The 14,438-nt window shown below is 61.9% G+C and carries 21 protein-coding genes; 15 read left to right on the forward strand and 6 right to left on the reverse strand.

Features of this window, described 5'->3' with window-relative positions; translation table 11 throughout:
• Positions 1 to 278 precede the first annotated feature (278 nt).
• From ACN4F8_RS03860 to ACN4F8_RS03880, 5 genes are all read left to right on the forward strand, one after another.
• Positions 279 to 602 carry a hypothetical protein gene (locus ACN4F8_RS03860; protein WP_201450092.1) on the forward strand — a complete coding sequence of 108 codons (324 nt, stop codon included), beginning with the start codon at positions 279 to 281 and terminating at the stop codon, positions 600 to 602.
• Complete coding sequence (locus ACN4F8_RS03865; RefSeq protein WP_291216499.1) at positions 599 to 835, forward strand: hypothetical protein; 237 nt, start codon at positions 599 to 601, stop codon at positions 833 to 835. Before ACN4F8_RS03860 ends, ACN4F8_RS03865 begins: the two co-directional genes overlap by 4 nt.
• A complete protein-coding gene (locus ACN4F8_RS03870) occupies positions 832 to 1,548 on the forward strand; it encodes a hypothetical protein (protein ID WP_419472352.1) in 717 nt (238 codons plus the stop codon). Before ACN4F8_RS03865 ends, ACN4F8_RS03870 begins: the two co-directional genes overlap by 4 nt.
• A gap of 292 nt (positions 1,549 to 1,840) precedes the next feature.
• Positions 1,841 to 2,131, forward strand: a complete 291-nt coding sequence (locus ACN4F8_RS03875; RefSeq protein WP_159608986.1) for a hypothetical protein — start codon at positions 1,841 to 1,843, stop codon at positions 2,129 to 2,131.
• A 155-nt stretch (positions 2,132 to 2,286) separates the two neighbouring features.
• The gene (locus ACN4F8_RS03880) at positions 2,287 to 3,222 is read left to right on the forward strand and encodes a hypothetical protein (protein WP_159608987.1); all 936 of its coding nucleotides are present in this window, start codon (positions 2,287 to 2,289) and stop codon (positions 3,220 to 3,222) included.
• Between the two features lie 82 nt (positions 3,223 to 3,304).
• On the opposite strand, the gene ACN4F8_RS03885 is transcribed toward ACN4F8_RS03880, so the two are convergent.
• From ACN4F8_RS03885 to ACN4F8_RS03900, 4 genes are all read right to left on the reverse strand, one after another.
• The gene (locus ACN4F8_RS03885) at positions 3,305 to 4,339 is read right to left on the reverse strand and encodes a S49 family peptidase (protein WP_159608988.1); all 1,035 of its coding nucleotides are present in this window, start codon (positions 4,337 to 4,339) and stop codon (positions 3,305 to 3,307) included.
• Positions 4,340 to 4,404: 65 nt separating this feature from the next.
• On the reverse strand, positions 4,405 to 5,304 hold the full coding sequence (locus ACN4F8_RS03890; protein ID WP_159608989.1) for a hypothetical protein: 900 nt from the start codon (positions 5,302 to 5,304) through the stop codon (positions 4,405 to 4,407).
• On the reverse strand, positions 5,301 to 5,549 hold the full coding sequence (locus ACN4F8_RS03895) for a hypothetical protein (protein WP_159608990.1): 249 nt from the start codon (positions 5,547 to 5,549) through the stop codon (positions 5,301 to 5,303). Before ACN4F8_RS03895 ends, ACN4F8_RS03890 begins: the two co-directional genes overlap by 4 nt.
• Before the next feature lie 294 nt (positions 5,550 to 5,843).
• A complete protein-coding gene (locus ACN4F8_RS03900; RefSeq protein ID WP_159608991.1) occupies positions 5,844 to 6,080 on the reverse strand; it encodes a hypothetical protein in 237 nt (78 codons plus the stop codon).
• On the opposite strand from ACN4F8_RS03900, the gene ACN4F8_RS03905 reads away from it, so the two are divergent.
• From ACN4F8_RS03905 to ACN4F8_RS03945, 9 genes are all read left to right on the forward strand, one after another.
• Positions 6,079 to 6,777 carry a hypothetical protein gene (locus ACN4F8_RS03905; protein WP_201450093.1) on the forward strand — a complete coding sequence of 233 codons (699 nt, stop codon included), beginning with the start codon at positions 6,079 to 6,081 and terminating at the stop codon, positions 6,775 to 6,777. The genes ACN4F8_RS03900 and ACN4F8_RS03905 overlap by 2 nt on opposite strands.
• Positions 6,767 to 7,390, forward strand: coding sequence for a hypothetical protein (locus tag ACN4F8_RS03910; RefSeq protein WP_159608992.1), 624 nt, complete (start codon positions 6,767 to 6,769; stop codon positions 7,388 to 7,390). Before ACN4F8_RS03905 ends, ACN4F8_RS03910 begins: the two co-directional genes overlap by 11 nt.
• 40 nt (positions 7,391 to 7,430) lie before the next feature.
• Entirely contained in the window at positions 7,431 to 8,747 is a 1,317-nt protein-coding gene (locus ACN4F8_RS03915; protein ID WP_159608993.1) for a hypothetical protein, read from the forward strand.
• Between the two features lie 76 nt (positions 8,748 to 8,823).
• Positions 8,824 to 9,051 carry a hypothetical protein gene (locus tag ACN4F8_RS03920; RefSeq protein ID WP_159608994.1) on the forward strand — a complete coding sequence of 76 codons (228 nt, stop codon included), beginning with the start codon at positions 8,824 to 8,826 and terminating at the stop codon, positions 9,049 to 9,051.
• Between the two features lie 661 nt (positions 9,052 to 9,712).
• Positions 9,713 to 11,002 (forward strand): hypothetical protein, encoded by a 1,290-nt coding sequence (locus tag ACN4F8_RS03925; RefSeq protein WP_291216557.1) that lies wholly within the window; start codon positions 9,713 to 9,715, stop codon positions 11,000 to 11,002.
• 174 nt (positions 11,003 to 11,176) lie between these two features.
• The gene (locus ACN4F8_RS03930) at positions 11,177 to 11,644 is read left to right on the forward strand and encodes a hypothetical protein (RefSeq protein WP_291216558.1); all 468 of its coding nucleotides are present in this window, start codon (positions 11,177 to 11,179) and stop codon (positions 11,642 to 11,644) included.
• Between the two features lie 51 nt (positions 11,645 to 11,695).
• Entirely contained in the window at positions 11,696 to 12,391 is a 696-nt protein-coding gene (locus tag ACN4F8_RS03935; RefSeq protein ID WP_291216559.1) for an ERCC4 domain-containing protein, read from the forward strand.
• Positions 12,392 to 12,432: 41 nt separating this feature from the next.
• Positions 12,433 to 12,648, forward strand: a complete 216-nt coding sequence (locus ACN4F8_RS03940) for a hypothetical protein (protein WP_291216560.1) — start codon at positions 12,433 to 12,435, stop codon at positions 12,646 to 12,648.
• Between the two features lie 76 nt (positions 12,649 to 12,724).
• Positions 12,725 to 12,994, forward strand: coding sequence for a hypothetical protein (locus ACN4F8_RS03945; protein ID WP_419472353.1), 270 nt, complete (start codon positions 12,725 to 12,727; stop codon positions 12,992 to 12,994).
• Between the two features lie 42 nt (positions 12,995 to 13,036).
• Here ACN4F8_RS03945 and ACN4F8_RS03950 read toward each other — a convergent pair whose 3' ends face one another.
• Together ACN4F8_RS03950 and ACN4F8_RS03955 are read right to left on the reverse strand one after the other, a co-directional pair.
• Positions 13,037 to 13,570, reverse strand: coding sequence for a DUF6036 family nucleotidyltransferase (locus tag ACN4F8_RS03950; RefSeq protein ID WP_159609000.1), 534 nt, complete (start codon positions 13,568 to 13,570; stop codon positions 13,037 to 13,039).
• A complete protein-coding gene (locus ACN4F8_RS03955; RefSeq protein ID WP_291216564.1) occupies positions 13,567 to 14,244 on the reverse strand; it encodes a helix-turn-helix transcriptional regulator in 678 nt (225 codons plus the stop codon). The genes ACN4F8_RS03950 and ACN4F8_RS03955 overlap by 4 nt, the downstream gene beginning before the upstream one ends.
• Before the next feature lie 12 nt (positions 14,245 to 14,256).
• Between ACN4F8_RS03955 and ACN4F8_RS03960 the strand changes: the two genes are divergently transcribed.
• A partial coding sequence (locus tag ACN4F8_RS03960) for an undecaprenyl diphosphate synthase family protein (RefSeq protein WP_419472354.1) occupies positions 14,257 to 14,438 on the forward strand: 182 nt, incomplete at its 3' end.

The following is a 14,438-nucleotide window of genomic DNA, read 5'->3' on the forward strand; positions in this document are numbered from 1 at the left end:
TGCGCGTGCGTAGCGGTCTCGGCGAAGACATGGCACTGCCGGAGAACCTCACCAGAATGCGCGATCTCCCCTGAACCACAGGCTTGAGCGCTCCCCAGCAGCAGACCAACTGGCTTCGGGTCAGTGGGGCATTGAGCACAAGGACGGCATGCAACAGGGCTCCAACGCATGCGTTTGGGTGCGATGTCCAGGGCTCACCCGGGCGGGCGGGCCTTAGATTCAAAGGCGACATCCAGCACGGATGCCAGAAGCCAAGAAGTCCCACCCATCTGTCCTTCATGCAAGAGATCAACACGACCCTGTTGAGTGAGGTTTTCGAGTGGAGCGCCACGGTGGTGAGTCTGCTCGGCGCAGCCCTGCTGTGTGTGAACACGCGCATCTCGCCCTGGGGCTTCCTGATCTACCTCTTTGCCAACGGGCTGACGATTGTTTTCGCACTTCTCAATGGGCACCACGGCCTGATCGTGCAGCAGATCGGCTTCGCCATCACCAGCTTCGTCGGCGTCTACCGAACCGGGCTGCTCGCCCACCTGCTACGAGCGCCACATCTCGCGCCGCGCGCCGGCGCATCGTCCCTCTCGATCAGGACCAGCAAACGATGACTCCAACCTTCATGCACGTGGACGAAGGCAGTCACGCCATCTTGCTGACCTTCACGTCAGGCGAGCACCGAGCGTTCACCGGCTATCACGGTTGCTTCGTGGATGACGGGGCATTCGTGCTGATGCACGGCAACGATGTTCAGGAGATTTTTGCCGCCGGCGCATGGAAGCACGTTTGCAAGGTGCCGCTCTCCGAGCTGGCCTCTCCGTCCATCAAAAAGGCTGCTCCATGAAGCCCTCAACCCCATTCGCCCGATTTCTGGAACTGGACTCGTTCGCGAAGGCCATGACCACCGTGGTGCCGGCCGCCTACATCCTGGTGGCCACCGGCTACATGTCGCTGGCCGCGCTGAGCGGTGAGGACACGCCCGGACTGAGGGCGGTGACCACTGCCTGCCTGTGGACCCTCATCCCAGGTTCTGCCATGCTGAAGAAAGCGCTGGCGGGGTGGCGTGAAGCCTACCTGGTGCGCAAGGGTGCGGAAAAGTCACCCATCCCCGGCCTGAGTCGCGAACACTGGGCCCTGATCGAGCCCGCGGGCAGCACCACCAACCTGGAGTTGGGCCAAGTGGTGCAGCGCCGCAACGCCACCTTTGAGGGCTTGCATGTGATCACCCATGGCGAGGCCAGTGAGTCCCGCCCCGGTTTGGCCACGCTGACCCGACAGGCTGGCACGGTCATCGGCGATGAGCAATTCATCATGGGCGAGCTTCTGCCGCGCACAGCAGGCTCCACCATTCGGGTGAGTTCGAGCCAGGCAAGCGTTTGGTTCATCGGCTTCACCACGCTGCAGGTCCTGTTCAACGAACACCCCGGCCTCGAGGCTGCGATGCGCAAGGCCCTTCTCCAGAACATGGGGCAGCGGCTCCACACGCAGTCCGAGCAGCTCGTTGCGCACCAGCCCAGCACGAGCACGCGCGCACTGGCACGCCTGCACTCGCTCTGATCACCACCCCGCCAAACGACGCAGGCCCAGAACCATGCATGCCCGTTCCCTTCACCCAGCGAACAATCGCCGGCGACCGAGAACTCCACCAGAACTGACCATCGCAGAGATTTACGAAGCCGCTCTGCGTGATGACACGCAGGACCTGGATTGCGCAAACGACGAACCCCTGCAGGTGGGGGCACAAGTCGAAAGCATCAAATCGTTCGCAAAATCAGCGCCCGGGCGCACAGGGGGGCGAGCCACATTGGGTGCAGCTGCGCGGCTGACATTGCGCATCGAGCACATCCTGGTGCAAGACTTCCAAGCGCGCGGACGCGGCATGCACTCCAAGGTCGACAGCGTGCGCCCACCACTGCCCCGCAAACTGGCCGCCAACCTGCGCTACCTGGGCGCCGTGGTCAACACGGCCGTGGCAGAAAACGCCCTCGACCCGGCCAAGCTGCCCGACATACTGGATCGCACCACCAAGGCCGTCCACGAGCTGAGGCGCCTGGCCATCCGACGCAACCGATTCAAGTCCATCCGCCAACGCTTGCGCAGCGCGTTCGGTCGCATCGGCAAGCACCTCGCGTGGGACTGACGGCGCGGGAGGTGGCAACAACAGGAGAGGCCTGTGCCGCACAGCACAACTGACCCCGATCACGCGACAAAACCCCCTCGCTGAACGAACAATGGTCATCCCTCAGGAGTTGACCGATGATTCGCACAAGACCACAAGAAGAGAAGCCACATCCCATGAACAAGCCAGCTTTCGGTCAGACCCTTTCGCAAGGCATGTTGTTACATGACATGCGTCGCCTGCAGGATGTGCTGTTTCAAGGCTACGGCCTTCCGCCCGAGGGCGCCACGAGCGAGCAGACCAACGCCTGGTGGCAGCAGACCTATGAGCGGGCTCCGCTGGGCTGCAAGCAGTACTGGGAAATCCGTGAGTACCTGCAGCGCACCTACGTGGACGTGATGCAGCTGCGCATGTTCGGTGCACTCAGGAGCAACGACCGATTCGAGGATGCCCTGCTGAGCATGGCCACGCCTGAGGATCGCTGGGCATTCAGCAACATGGTCACCGACAGGGGCTGGCGCGATCAGATGCTTGCCGCATGTGTGGCCCACAACCCCGACCCGGGTGGCCTGGGGAATGCGCGAATCACCACGACCGAACGGCAGACGCATCACCTTTTGCGAAAGAACCCCAACGGCGCGCGGCAGGAACTGCAGGGGGTGTTGGCCATGTTCCGGGGCAGTGGCGACGCACAACTGGTGCAGGATCTCCACGACATGGCCAGCGAGTCGGAGGTGGGCTTCTACGAGTGCGAGTGGGGCTACATCCTCGACAGCCCCAACCACAAAGTCGTCTTGTGCAGCGCCCTGTCTCAGGCCGACAGCCCCAGCGTGCGCACGCGCATCTACAACGACTGGAAAACCTACGTGCATCCTCTCTCGGTCGCGCCATTCGAAAAGCGCCTTGGGCAGAGCCTGGGCGTGAACCTCACACCCTTTGAGTCCCGCACCCTGGTGCTGCAGGTGGAGTCTCAAGCGGAGATGAAGCACATGGACCTGTTCCACGAGTGGTTCACGAACGACTTCATCGGCCGGATGCTCCCGCGCATGTGCGCTCGCGTGCTCGATGCGGATTTCGAATACCCGCTTCAATGCTTCCCGGACAAGCCCTGACCACAGGCCCCCAGCAAAAAGGCCCGCATTTGCGGGCCTTTCTTCTTCACGCGGCGCCCGGGAGCCCCTACGTTGCCTCGAACTATTGAACGCTGAGGGCAGAGTGGTTCTGCACCACGCCGGAGAGGCCTTGTGCGATGCCCGAGGACACAGCACCAGTCAGCTGCCCCACCAGGCCCTTGCGCTCGCGGGGGCTGAAGTCCACCACCTTCAGATCGGGGTGAGCGGCAGCAACGCTCTCCAGCGTGCCGGTGGCGTCGACCAGCCCCAGTGCCAGCGCCTGCTCCCCGTTCCAGACCTCTCCGCTGGTGTAGGTGCCGATGTCACGCTTGAGTTTGTCGCCGCGGCGGTCCTTGACCAGTTGCGCGAACTGACCGCCCAGCGTGTCGACCAGTTCTTGCGCTTTGGCAGCAGCTTTGGCGCTGGGGGGCTCGTAGGGGTTCAGCAGGGTCTTGAGCTCGCCAGATGCAAAGCTCTTGGCGCGCACGTCCAGCTTGTCCAGCAGACCAGTCAACTGCCAGGACTGGATGACCGCACCGATGGAGCCCACCAACGAGTAGCGCCCGCTCACGATCTCATCGGCCGACAGCGCGACCATGTAGCCAGCTGAGGCACCGAGGTTGCCGATCACGGCCGTGATGGGCTTCTTGTAGGTGGCGCGGGCGTTGTCCACCGCCTGCATGATGCGCTCGGCCTCGACCGGCGCACCGCCCGGCGACTCAACATACAGCACGATGCGCTTCACGTTGGGATCCTTGGCCGCCTTGGTAATGGCCGCTCCAACAACCTCGCCAGATGCGAGCGCGCTGTCCGGCATGATCGCGCCGCGCACGTCGACAACAGCCATGGTGGGGCCGTCGGTCTTGCCAGCACCTGGACCCACCAGACCCTTGAAGAAGCTGTAGTAGCCCACCAAGCTTGCGCCCACCAGGAGACCAATGGACACGCGACGAAACCACACGTCGCGGCGCAAGGACTTTTCGCGGCGGCGGCTGTCGTCGACCAGTAGGCCAAGGATGTTGTGCAACACAGCGGTGGAGTCCTTCTCCTGATGGTTGTGGGCGCCGGTGCGGGTGAGCGTTTCGCTGTCTGGTGGTTGGATGTCGGTGGTGCTCATAGGGTGCTCTTGGATGCTGTGGTTTCAGGGTTCATCGGATGCATGCGGGCCGTCAAAGGGCCGCTTCAAACAATCGACTGCGCAAGCGGGACATTGGTGTCGGGAAACCCGCTCGCGCGCGTTGAAGGCTCGTGGGTCTGCGCTGCCCTCGCTGCCTCGACAAGGGGAGCGCGGTCATCGCATCGATCAGCGAGCAGACCGTGCTTGAAACTTGCGGAGCGCACGAAGCCGTCCTTCAGGGCAATGGCCAGCCGGTCGTTGCCTTTGCACAGCGCATCGAGAGTCGTGTATGGCCACTCCCAGACCTCGGCAACGTCTGCAGTGACCACCACATCACACGGCGAGGCGTTGAACATCTCTTCACCCAGCACCCAGGTGAGTTCGCCCCACAGCGCGCCCATGCGCCGCCGCAGAGGCAACTGGTCCTTGCGCTGCTCGCGCGCGGTACCGAACACCAGCATTTGCAGACTGTCGGTGGCTGCGCCGGTGGCCAACAGCACGTGGCCTTTGGGGAAGGTCTTCTTGGTGGCAGATTCGCTCAAAGCCGCCCAATCCCGGGAATGCATGCGCGGGAAGGCGCTGGCCTGGATGAGTCGTTCATGGGCCGGGATCGTGATTTCCAACGAGCGGTTGACCTCGCGCACGCTGTTGATCACGTTCTGAACCAGGAAAACGCCCATCCAGAGCAGCACCGGCCAGAGGTTCTGACCCTCGGCCATGTTCATGTGCACATAGGTGTTGTAGACCAGGCCCACGACCAAGCTGGCCACAGCGATCAGACGAAGGCGAATCAGGTTGCTTTGGGCATAGGCCAGAAAGGTGATGGCGAAGGACAGGTGACCGAGCAGGTAGAAGAAGTCCTGCTGAGGCAGCGTCAAGGCCGTCATGCACAGCAAAAACACGCCGGCCCCGGCGTACATCCCGTTGCGCATCGCAGGGGAGAGGGTGGAGAACGGGGCTTTCACTGCGCACCTCCGGTGGAGGATGGGCAAATGTGGGTGGTGATCGTCTCCTTCCAGTAGCGCCTCCAGGCACCGGCGGCAATCACCTCGTTCAGGCTTCCGTATGTGGAGATATTCAGCGCGCCATCCACAACGCAGCAGCTGGTAGCTCCTACCCGTGAGTCAGTACGGCCCTGGCCATCTTCAATGCGCAGGCGTTCCTTTTGCGAGTCGATCTGCAGAAATAGCGGTCGTTGATGCTGGTCCAAGAAAACCTCCAGATTGATGTACGCGTGCGCGTTCGCAGCAGCGAATGAAGCAGCAAAGGAATTTTCGAGGGCGCATGCAGCGATGCGCCTCGGCCAACAGGGGCAAAACCTGTCGATAGCGCCCAAAACCAGCCCGAGTGAGCGCGATCGGCCCGCACCAAGGGTCATCAGGGGCCGCAGGGCGATGGCACGCGTGAGATTTGTCGCACTGCACGCGCGACGGCGTAACCGGCTGTGCCCAGCGGCTGCACAAAAAACCAACTTTTGATGCGGGGTGTAGGGCGAATGGCTGCATCAACCGACCCAGATGGCCAGACAAAAACCGACACCCTGAAATCCAATACAGACAGCAACAAAGCGGCCCGCGGAGCGACTTGTTTTGAGAAACGCAATGTGGGCCGAACCCATCGCTTGAGTCGAGAAAAGTTGCTTTTGGGGGCTTGAATGTCCGCGCTTGTTCGGTAGCTTGTATTGGGCGGAACGCTGCAAAGCGCCAACCGCGTGTCCTGAAAACCCATCGATTGAAAACATGACCATCACCATGAACCACCGGCAAGCCCAGGAGCTTGTGGACTTCTTTGGCGGCGAGGAGGCCCATGTGACCCTGGCCGACCACGAGGGCGGGCTGCGCGCCTGGTGCACGGACTACCCGGAAGAGGGTGCCGTCGACCTCGGCAGTCTGGATGACGAACTCAAACCGGGGCAAGACACCAACCTGCGGGTCAGCACGGCGTCCGGCCCCGATGACCTCGAAGCGATGAACGACGACGCCGCGGTGCGCAGTTTCGCCCACGCCATGGCCGTGAAGCTTCAAGCCACCCGTGCCAAGGGCCGCAGCGGCTGGCGCGAGTGCTCGGGGGAAGACCTCAGCAGGATGCTTCGCGATCTGATCGAGCGCGGCGACCCGCTGGACGTGGCCAACCTTTGCATGTTCCTGTGGTCGCTGCGCAAACCCATCTCTCCGGTGACCCCTCAGGCCTCCGTTGCGGACAAGCCAGCGCCGCGCGCGGAAAAGCCCCAGCCCGCCGATGTCGCATCGCCCGGCCCCATGGAGCCCCTGACGGTGCAAGTCGCTCGCGTCGAGTCCCAAGGCATGACGCTCACCATTCCCGCGAACTGGATGACGCGCGCGGGGCTGGAGTATGACGAGGCGGCGAGCTACACGATCACCTTCAAGACCATGCCGGCCGCCGCGTTCGAGGCGATGGAGGAATTCGATGGCTTCTGAGCACACCCAGGTCAAAACCATCACCACCAGCTACGGCGCGGTGGTCGAACTGCACTTGATCGCAGGTGACGTCTACAGCTTCAACGAGTCCAACGGTGTCGTGATCGATCGGGGCTACGGCCCGCGCGTGCACCTGCAGACCGATGCCCTGGGAACACAGCCGAAGATGGGGGATTTTCTGAGTCTCATCTACAGCCTGCACCGAGACGGCTCCACGTTGGTCCTGTGCGCGGTGAACGCGAGCAACGGACTGGTGGGCTTTGACCGAGAAAGCGCCATCGCAACACTGCAGCATGGCGCAACGGTCGAGCACAGCCGCGTGGCCATCGGGTACACGGGCGCTGGCCTCTTGACCGGCTTGCTGGGCGTCATGCTGACTGGGCTGGCAGCCGCCCTGCATCCGCCCGCCGCACTTCCATTGGCCATCTGCATGGGACTCACCTGCGCTGCCAGCCTTACCTGGGGCTGGATCAAGCGCAAACGCGACGTGCAGGACGCAGCGCGCGACGAACTGCTGCCCCTTGTGCGCTCGATGATCGCGCGCGCTTGCCCGCGGCCCCACGTGGCCCCCTATGGCGCCACATGCGCCGGAAACTCGCCGTCCCACGCCTGAGCAGCCCAAGCCAGCCCCGAACCACCCTGAGACCACCACAATGACCAACAAGAAAACCAACACCGCCACCACCACAACCAACACCGTCGGCGAAACCGAACTGAGCGCCGCGCCTGCAGCAACTGACCCCACCGAGGGCATGAGCGAGGAACAAAAGCAGGCACTGGCCTTGTCGCAGATGCCCGGCGTGACGCTGGTTGCGGGCTCCATTGAAAAAGCTATGGCCGACTCCGGCGCGACCCCCAGCCCACTGTGGATGGTGCCGCGCCGTCACATCCGCGTGATCGAGGGATTCAATGTGCGCATTCAGAACGCAGCACTGCAAGCCCACATCGCAAGCCTTGCCGACAGCATGCTCAGCGAGGGCTTCAAGCTCGAACACCCACTCTCGGGCTACGTGGCCCGCGAGGGCGACGAATCGATCATCTACATCTCCGATGGGCACTGCCGCCTTCAAGGGTTCGACAAGGCCGTGGCCGAGGGCGCCGACCTTGACCGGCTGCCGGTCGTGGTCAACACACAGCAGCACGACATCGCAGAACTCTCGGTGGTGGTGGTGCGCAGCGCCACGAGCAAGCCTCTTGAGGCACTGGAGAAGGCGGCGCTGGTCAAGCGCCTGAAGCTCTACGGTTGGGACGAGAAACGCATTTCGGCGCGCTGCGGCTTCACCACCACCTACGTGCGCGACCTCCTGGCGCTGATCGAGGCCCCGGTGCAGGTGCGCGAGCTGGTCCAGGACAACAAGATCTCCGCGACCGCCGCGCTGCAGGCCATGGCCAAGCACGGCGAGAAGGCAGCCGAGAAGATCACCGAAGGGCTGCAGGCGGCGGAGGCCCGGGGCAAGACCCGCGTGACCTCCAAGTTCATGCAGGACCCCGGCGAGAAGATCATCGAGCGCTCGGGCACCGCGCTGTATGGCGTGGCGCAGGAAATCAAGGCCGACCCGGCGTTCGCCTCGTTGGAAGGCGGCCTGCGCAAGAAGCTCGAAGACCTGATCGCACAGATCGAGGACAAGCGCCAGCGTGCCCTGCAGCGCGCGAAAGACAAGGAAGATGCCACGGCCAAGGGGGCACAAACCCCAGCTGGGCAACGAAGAGGAACTGAGGGTGAGGGCGAGGGCGCCCAGGAGCAGGCGGGTGAGCCGCAAAGCGTCACGCCATCGGTGGCCACTGGCACAGAAACGGCGGACAACATGGTGGCGATTGAAGACGCGGACAAGCCAACCGACACTGGCGATCAGCCAACCGCAGAAAACACGTCAACAGAAGGTCGTGGTGCTTCCGATGACGATGGTGAACCAGACAGCGCGTGGGTCCGGGTGCGCGGCGATGAAGAGATCGTCGAGTCGCCCTTCTGAGCCGCGTCCAGGTTGCTGACTTTCGGCATCAATCGGATAGCATCTCTTCAATCAGAATCTCTTGCAAACGAGTCCCATGAACTACCTTCGCATCGCCATTACAGTTGCTCTATCCGCCTGCGTCCTTGTTTTCTTCCAGCGCTGGTACTTGACGGATTTCGATACGAGTTGGATCTCGGAGCCGTTTTTCAATTGGCCCTGGTGGGCGATGCTCATAGTGATTTCGCCGGTCATCACTGGCGTAGTTTCGAGCGTGGCAATGTGGGTCACGCGCGAGTCTCCCAGCCCATCGCTTGAAAAGTGATTACCAGCACATCGACCGCCTTGTTGGAGGTTGAGGCAGAAGATCAGATCCAGGTGTCTGAGGACGGTGGGACCGTCTGGATCCACGCGCTAGACGGGAGCACGGTGGGTCGGTTCTCCAAGAGATTCGGGGTCGATGTGCATCGCACGATGACAGCACAAATGTCGGGAGAGGAGCAGTGCCTGAGTTGCACCCACGAGCCCGCGTGCCCTGAAGACTGGCGAAGCTTTGTTGATCTCATGAAGCAGCATCATGACATCACGGTTCCACTCGATCTCATCAGTTTTCCTGCGGTGACATCGCCCATTTGACGAAGTGCTCGGGGTGGAGCCCGTTGTCATCGCATTGATGGCAGCCAGGAAAGGCGATCTGCCATCTAAGGCCCGCGGGTTTGACTCTGGTTGTTGAACCAAAGCCATCACGAACTGGTGTGGATGCGAGGTTCGGACCCCGCGCTAACAGTGGCCCGATTCGCTTGCCCACCTCCGCGTCCACCCTGAGAATCACAACCTGATTTCGCACCACCGCGAATCCGGCATGCCCGTTCAGACCTCACGGTCTGGGCGTGCATAGCATTCAACACCACCCCTGAGCCCGGGCAAGCATTTTCCCGATCAGGGGGAAGGCTTGTCCGGGCTTTGTCCTTTTAAAGGCAATACCCATGACAACCAGAGCCTTCATCCCCGCCTACTTCGAGTCACGCCTGCACCAGATGGTCCAGGTTCAAGAAGACCCGGCCTTCAACGCCCAGAACATGCGCAACCTGCAGGACCTCCTGCACAGCAAGTTCGACGCTCAGCCGGATTTCGCCGGCATCAACGGCCCCGAGAACGCCACACTGGTTCTGATCCGCTCGCCCCACCTGGCGGGCCATGTCGGTACCGAGGTGATGGAACTCGTGCAGTTGCCCCTGTACTTTCAGGAGGTGCGCAACTACACGCCTCTCAGCAGCCAAGCAATGGCACAGCGCCTGCAGTTCGCCCGCGAGAGCGGGTTCCTGCTCTTTGGGCGCGACGAGACGGTTGCCGTGATCCACGGCGCACCACTGGGGCACCTGTTCTGCGCCGCCTACGAGGTCAACACCGATGGCGTGCCGCGCGAACTGTCAGGCGTCTATGCCGACAGCATCAGCTACCACGCACGCCTGCGTCACATCGACAAACTCAATGTGACCGAGACGGAAAAGGCCATCTCCGAAACCCTGGGCACCATGTACTGGTGGTCTGGGCAACAACTGGCCTTCAACCCCGTGCAGATCGAGCGCATGCGCGCCACGATCGCCATGCTCGAGCAACACCGCAAGGTGGCGCCACCCGAGCGCACGGCCAGCGGCGCAGTGATCGAACGGTCGTTCATCGAGAACGGTTCGACAGCATCGCTCAACCCCATCCTGCGCGCAAACGCGGGCTGGAAGCGCTACAGCACGCCGCAAGATGCGTGGTACTACGGCACGTTTTTCAACGAAGACCTGATGCAGACCATCACCTACTGCGAGCAGGATGTGAGTCATGTCAAATGCGACAACCGGGAACAGTTCATGGCCGAACTCAAGGGCATGGCCACGTTCCACGGCAACTCTCGCATGCCCAGCGCCATGGGCTACGGCGAGGACGGCACCACAGCTTTCTTCGAGTCGCTCTACCTCATGAAGGGAGAGGCTCGCACCATGCGTTTCGACACCGGGCATCCGGTGAAAGACGTACAGGGCAACTGGAACGCTCCGCTGTTCGCTGCCCTGAGCATCGAGCACCCTGCGGTTCTGGCGCTGACCAAGGATGCCTACAGCGTGCTGCCGGAGGGCACGGTGGAGATCGACCGCCTGAATCCCTTGGCGTTTGAGCTCAACCAGGCACTGGCCAAGCTCACCGATCGCGGCTACCTGGTCAAGATCGCGCTGCACGATGGCACGGTCTACGAGACCGAGCTGGAGCTGCAGCCCGAGGAAGCCTGACCAAACAGGCGTGCGCCCTCACCGGTGCACCTAGAAAACACAGACCAGCCCTTCGCCACAAGCGGAGGGCTTTTCTGCTTTCTGGGGCTCCCATAGCTGGCCAGTCCTCCAAGAGGCGCAGAACATGACGTTGCAGCAGTTGCAAGGGAGAGCGGACGTTGTATCGTGGCGGACATGAACACCGAAACCAAAGCATCCCCATCCAACTCTGCAGCACACGCCGGCGCCGGCGCGACCGCAGACCTGACCATGTTCGAAGCCGAGTTGCAGAAGTGGAACGAAAATTCCGAAGAAGTGTGTCTGGAGAACGAGGTGCACGCGCACTTCGAACGCGCCAACTACACCAGCTACCTGCCTGCCAGCCGGGATGGGCTGCGCATGCTCAACCAAGTGATGGACTGGAAGGGTGCCGAAGAAGCCCAAGACTCGTCCGCCATAGGGGTGGTGGTCGGCGGGATAGCTGCTGCTGGCTTTTGGGCCGCCCTGCACGCGCTTTCAGTGGCTCTCAACGTGAATGAGCACTCTCTGGCCGAAGTGCTGGAGGATTACACCGAGGGTGGACAGACCAATCCCATCGGCATGGAGGAGTTCGCTCGCCGGCTCAAAGAGGCTGAGGACAACAGCAAGAACCGCAGCCTGTAGTCCAAAAGGCAGCGCCAGCAAACCTTGCCTTTCATCCACGAACACGGCCGCATGAACCTCACCCCCGCCACCGAGAACGCCCATCCCATCGTCGTCGATTCGCGCGAGACCAACAGCCGCATCCCGGCGCACCTGCGCGACCTCGGTGTGGAATTCATCATGCAGGAGATGCCTGCGGGAGACTACCGCGTGGGGGCCTTCTTGATCGAGCGCAAGAGCATCGCCGACTTGGCCAACTCCATCCTCGACGCGCGCCTCTTCGCCCAGGCCGAAGCCATCGCTCTGGCATCCGAGCGACCGGCGTTGCTGATAGAAGGAAACATTCAGGATTTGCCCAACGACATGCACCCCGACTCGCTGCCTGGCGCGCTCTCCGCGCTCTCGGTCTTTTGGGGGCTCTCGATCTTCACCGCACCCAACCAGATGGGCACCGCGCGCCTGCTGGCGCGTCTGCACCACCACCAGGTCAACGGACTGGGCTACGAGGTCGCAACGCGTGTGGCCAAGCCCAGGGACAACCCCGACGGAGCACTGGCCCAATACCTCGTTTGTGGACTTCCAGGCGTGGGACCCGAGGTGGCCAGAAAACTCATCGCTCACTTTGGAAGCGCCCGCGCGGTGTTTACCGCGTCCGCCGCTGAGCTCGTGCTGTGCAAGGGAATCGGGCCCAAGACGGCCGCTGCGATCGTCGCATCGCTCGACCAGAAGCCGACCAGCTTTCGCTCTACAAAAACTGGTACGGTTTAATATTTCTTCCGTCTCGTTGCCAAACTCGCACAGATCACAACATGAACACCACAACTAAACGCGCTGCGGTGCTTGCCTCCTTCCTTGCGTTGGAGGCAATTGGTCTGGCCGCGTGGTCCGCTACAGCCGATAACCAAGTGCGAGCAACCTTCGGCGCCGCCGTTGGGCTCGTGTCTATGGTAGGGGGCTTCATCGTGCTCATGCTCGGGGTGATCAATTTGAGCACGCCAGCGCGTTCTGAGCCTGCCCGCGACTAGGACCATTACTGAAGCCACCCTGCGCAACTAGACGAACCGGTCCAAGCGTTTAAGGGAACAAAAACGAGGGGATTCGATGGCGAAAAACTGGGGTGTCGCAAGGTTCTACGGTGGAGGCTCGATGGAGTACCAGCTGGAGTCAGGGCAGTGGTTGCACGACGGCAAGCTCTTCGATGGAGCGCCGATCCGCCTGTACGAAACAATGGCCGAAGCCGACCAGGCCGCCGGGCAGTTGCCGCAGGACGGGCAACCTCATGGCGTGCAGTTCACGCTCGATGCCCAAGGCAGGGTGGCCACAGCCCGTAAAACGGCGCCCAAGACACTGAAGCCACGCGCACGAGGCTAGGAGTCCCCGCAGTGGCCGAGCAACCCTGGGTGGGCGATCTACTCAGATCGCACTGCCAGCCCACCTACGAATGGTTGCACGCAGACGTCGCTGCGCTTCTTGATCTATCGGCATTTGCGCAACCATGTCGATGGCTCTCTTTGGATCCACGTGCCCGAACTCGATGAGTGCGGTACAGAACTCGCGGTCCTTGTCGCGCCCCGCAACAGCCTTCGACAGGAACAGATCGACCACGTCCAAGCAGTACCCGACGCGGTCGTTTGTATTGCTGTTTTGGACGCGGTGAACCCGCGTGATCCAGTCCCGCGGAAGGACCGCTGTCTCTGGTGCTACGCCTTGCGCGTAGTAGCCGTTGGTCTCGTGAAACTGTGATCCCTCACCGATGGCACCGTCAATCTCGTCGGCCTTCTGCGGCGCCTGGTACGGATAGATGTCGGCCTCGGCCGACGCCTTGAACACATCTTCGGGGTAGGGGATCGGGCCGAGGATCGACTGGCTTCCAATGATGATGAACTCGTACTCATTCGTCACGTCGCTGCTGGCCCGAATGATGTGCTCCAGGTCTTCACGGTTCATCGCACGTCCTCTTCCACTGCATCTCTGATCACCACGCCCTTTTTGAGCGCCCCGATCTGTGAAAGGACGCTCTTGCGTGTGTCCTCGGGCAAGAGGGTGACCAACGGTGAACTCTGGCGAAGCTCCTGCGCGCGCCGGCTGCGGCCAAGGATCTTGCGCCACTGCCGTTTGCTGAGGACTTCCTCCCATTCGGTCCAAAGACTGGTTGATCGAGAAGGCCCAGACCCCAGCCATCGAGCGAGGGTTGCCTGCGCCCTTGCCAGCTGCGCTGGGTCCACTTTGACAAGATCAACGGCCGCCTGGTGAAGGGCCAAGCTCTGCAAATCCTGAATCTCATGGCGAGAGGTGTCCGCCGTGACAGTCACCTGAATGCTTGGCTTCTCGCGCCGGGACCTTGCGCCTGCCGTTCCTTGCGGAGCTGGGGTCATGCTGTCGCCAGCCAGAAGTGCAAGTTCTCCGACCACCCCCAGAGCCGACATGACTCGGAGGTAGGAGCCCATGGAGGGCGCTGGATCGCCGTTTTCGATGGCTCTGAGCGTGTTGCGGGCAATGCCTACCCGCGCCGCCATATCGATCGTGCCGATCCCCTGGGACTTGCGCAGCTGCCGAAGCCGGTCACCCAGCTGAAGCAGCAGCTGTCGCTCGAGCACAGCGGACATAGGGGCGTTGGTCATTTGGTCATTATAGTGACCAATAAAGGACGCGTGGTCAAGATAACGACCAATTTGCCAAAGGATTGTTTAAGAGAACTTGATGAGGCTATTGACGCTACCAAGGACAATACGCGAATGACACTAATTCTAGCTCTTAGCTATAGTGCAAAATGGGACATTGTAAATGCAACGAGAACAATCGCTCAAAAAGCTGC

The sequence above is a fragment of the Hydrogenophaga sp. genome, assembly GCF_048549895.1.
Classification (GTDB): Bacteria; Pseudomonadota; Gammaproteobacteria; order Burkholderiales; family Burkholderiaceae_C; genus Hydrogenophaga.

What these genes read in the sequence shown, in the direction of transcription:
- ACN4F8_RS03935 (WP_291216559.1), top strand. Translation starts at nt 11,696, where the DNA reads ATGAACCTCACCCCCGCCACCGAGAACGCCCATCCCATCGTCGTCGAT.
- ACN4F8_RS03945 (WP_419472353.1), top strand. Translation starts at nt 12,725, where the DNA reads ATGGCGAAAAACTGGGGTGTCGCAAGGTTCTACGGTGGAGGCTCGATG.
- ACN4F8_RS03925 (WP_291216557.1), top strand. Translation starts at nt 9,713, where the DNA reads ATGACAACCAGAGCCTTCATCCCCGCCTACTTCGAGTCACGCCTGCAC.
- ACN4F8_RS03860 (WP_201450092.1), top strand. Translation starts at nt 279, where the DNA reads ATGCAAGAGATCAACACGACCCTGTTGAGTGAGGTTTTCGAGTGGAGC.
- ACN4F8_RS03915 (WP_159608993.1), top strand. Translation starts at nt 7,431, where the DNA reads ATGACCAACAAGAAAACCAACACCGCCACCACCACAACCAACACCGTC.
- ACN4F8_RS03900 (WP_159608991.1), bottom strand. Translation starts at nt 6,080, where the DNA reads ATGTTTTCAATCGATGGGTTTTCAGGACACGCGGTTGGCGCTTTGCAG.
- ACN4F8_RS03955 (WP_291216564.1), bottom strand. Translation starts at nt 14,244, where the DNA reads ATGACCAACGCCCCTATGTCCGCTGTGCTCGAGCGACAGCTGCTGCTT.
- ACN4F8_RS03950 (WP_159609000.1), bottom strand. Translation starts at nt 13,570, where the DNA reads ATGAACCGTGAAGACCTGGAGCACATCATTCGGGCCAGCAGCGACGTG.
- ACN4F8_RS03880 (WP_159608987.1), top strand. Translation starts at nt 2,287, where the DNA reads ATGAACAAGCCAGCTTTCGGTCAGACCCTTTCGCAAGGCATGTTGTTA.
- ACN4F8_RS03920 (WP_159608994.1), top strand. Translation starts at nt 8,824, where the DNA reads ATGAACTACCTTCGCATCGCCATTACAGTTGCTCTATCCGCCTGCGTC.
- ACN4F8_RS03905 (WP_201450093.1), top strand. Translation starts at nt 6,079, where the DNA reads ATGACCATCACCATGAACCACCGGCAAGCCCAGGAGCTTGTGGACTTC.
- ACN4F8_RS03930 (WP_291216558.1), top strand. Translation starts at nt 11,177, where the DNA reads ATGAACACCGAAACCAAAGCATCCCCATCCAACTCTGCAGCACACGCC.
- ACN4F8_RS03940 (WP_291216560.1), top strand. Translation starts at nt 12,433, where the DNA reads ATGAACACCACAACTAAACGCGCTGCGGTGCTTGCCTCCTTCCTTGCG.
- ACN4F8_RS03870 (WP_419472352.1), top strand. Translation starts at nt 832, where the DNA reads ATGAAGCCCTCAACCCCATTCGCCCGATTTCTGGAACTGGACTCGTTC.
- ACN4F8_RS03885 (WP_159608988.1), bottom strand. Translation starts at nt 4,339, where the DNA reads ATGAGCACCACCGACATCCAACCACCAGACAGCGAAACGCTCACCCGC.
- ACN4F8_RS03910 (WP_159608992.1), top strand. Translation starts at nt 6,767, where the DNA reads ATGGCTTCTGAGCACACCCAGGTCAAAACCATCACCACCAGCTACGGC.
- ACN4F8_RS03865 (WP_291216499.1), top strand. Translation starts at nt 599, where the DNA reads ATGACTCCAACCTTCATGCACGTGGACGAAGGCAGTCACGCCATCTTG.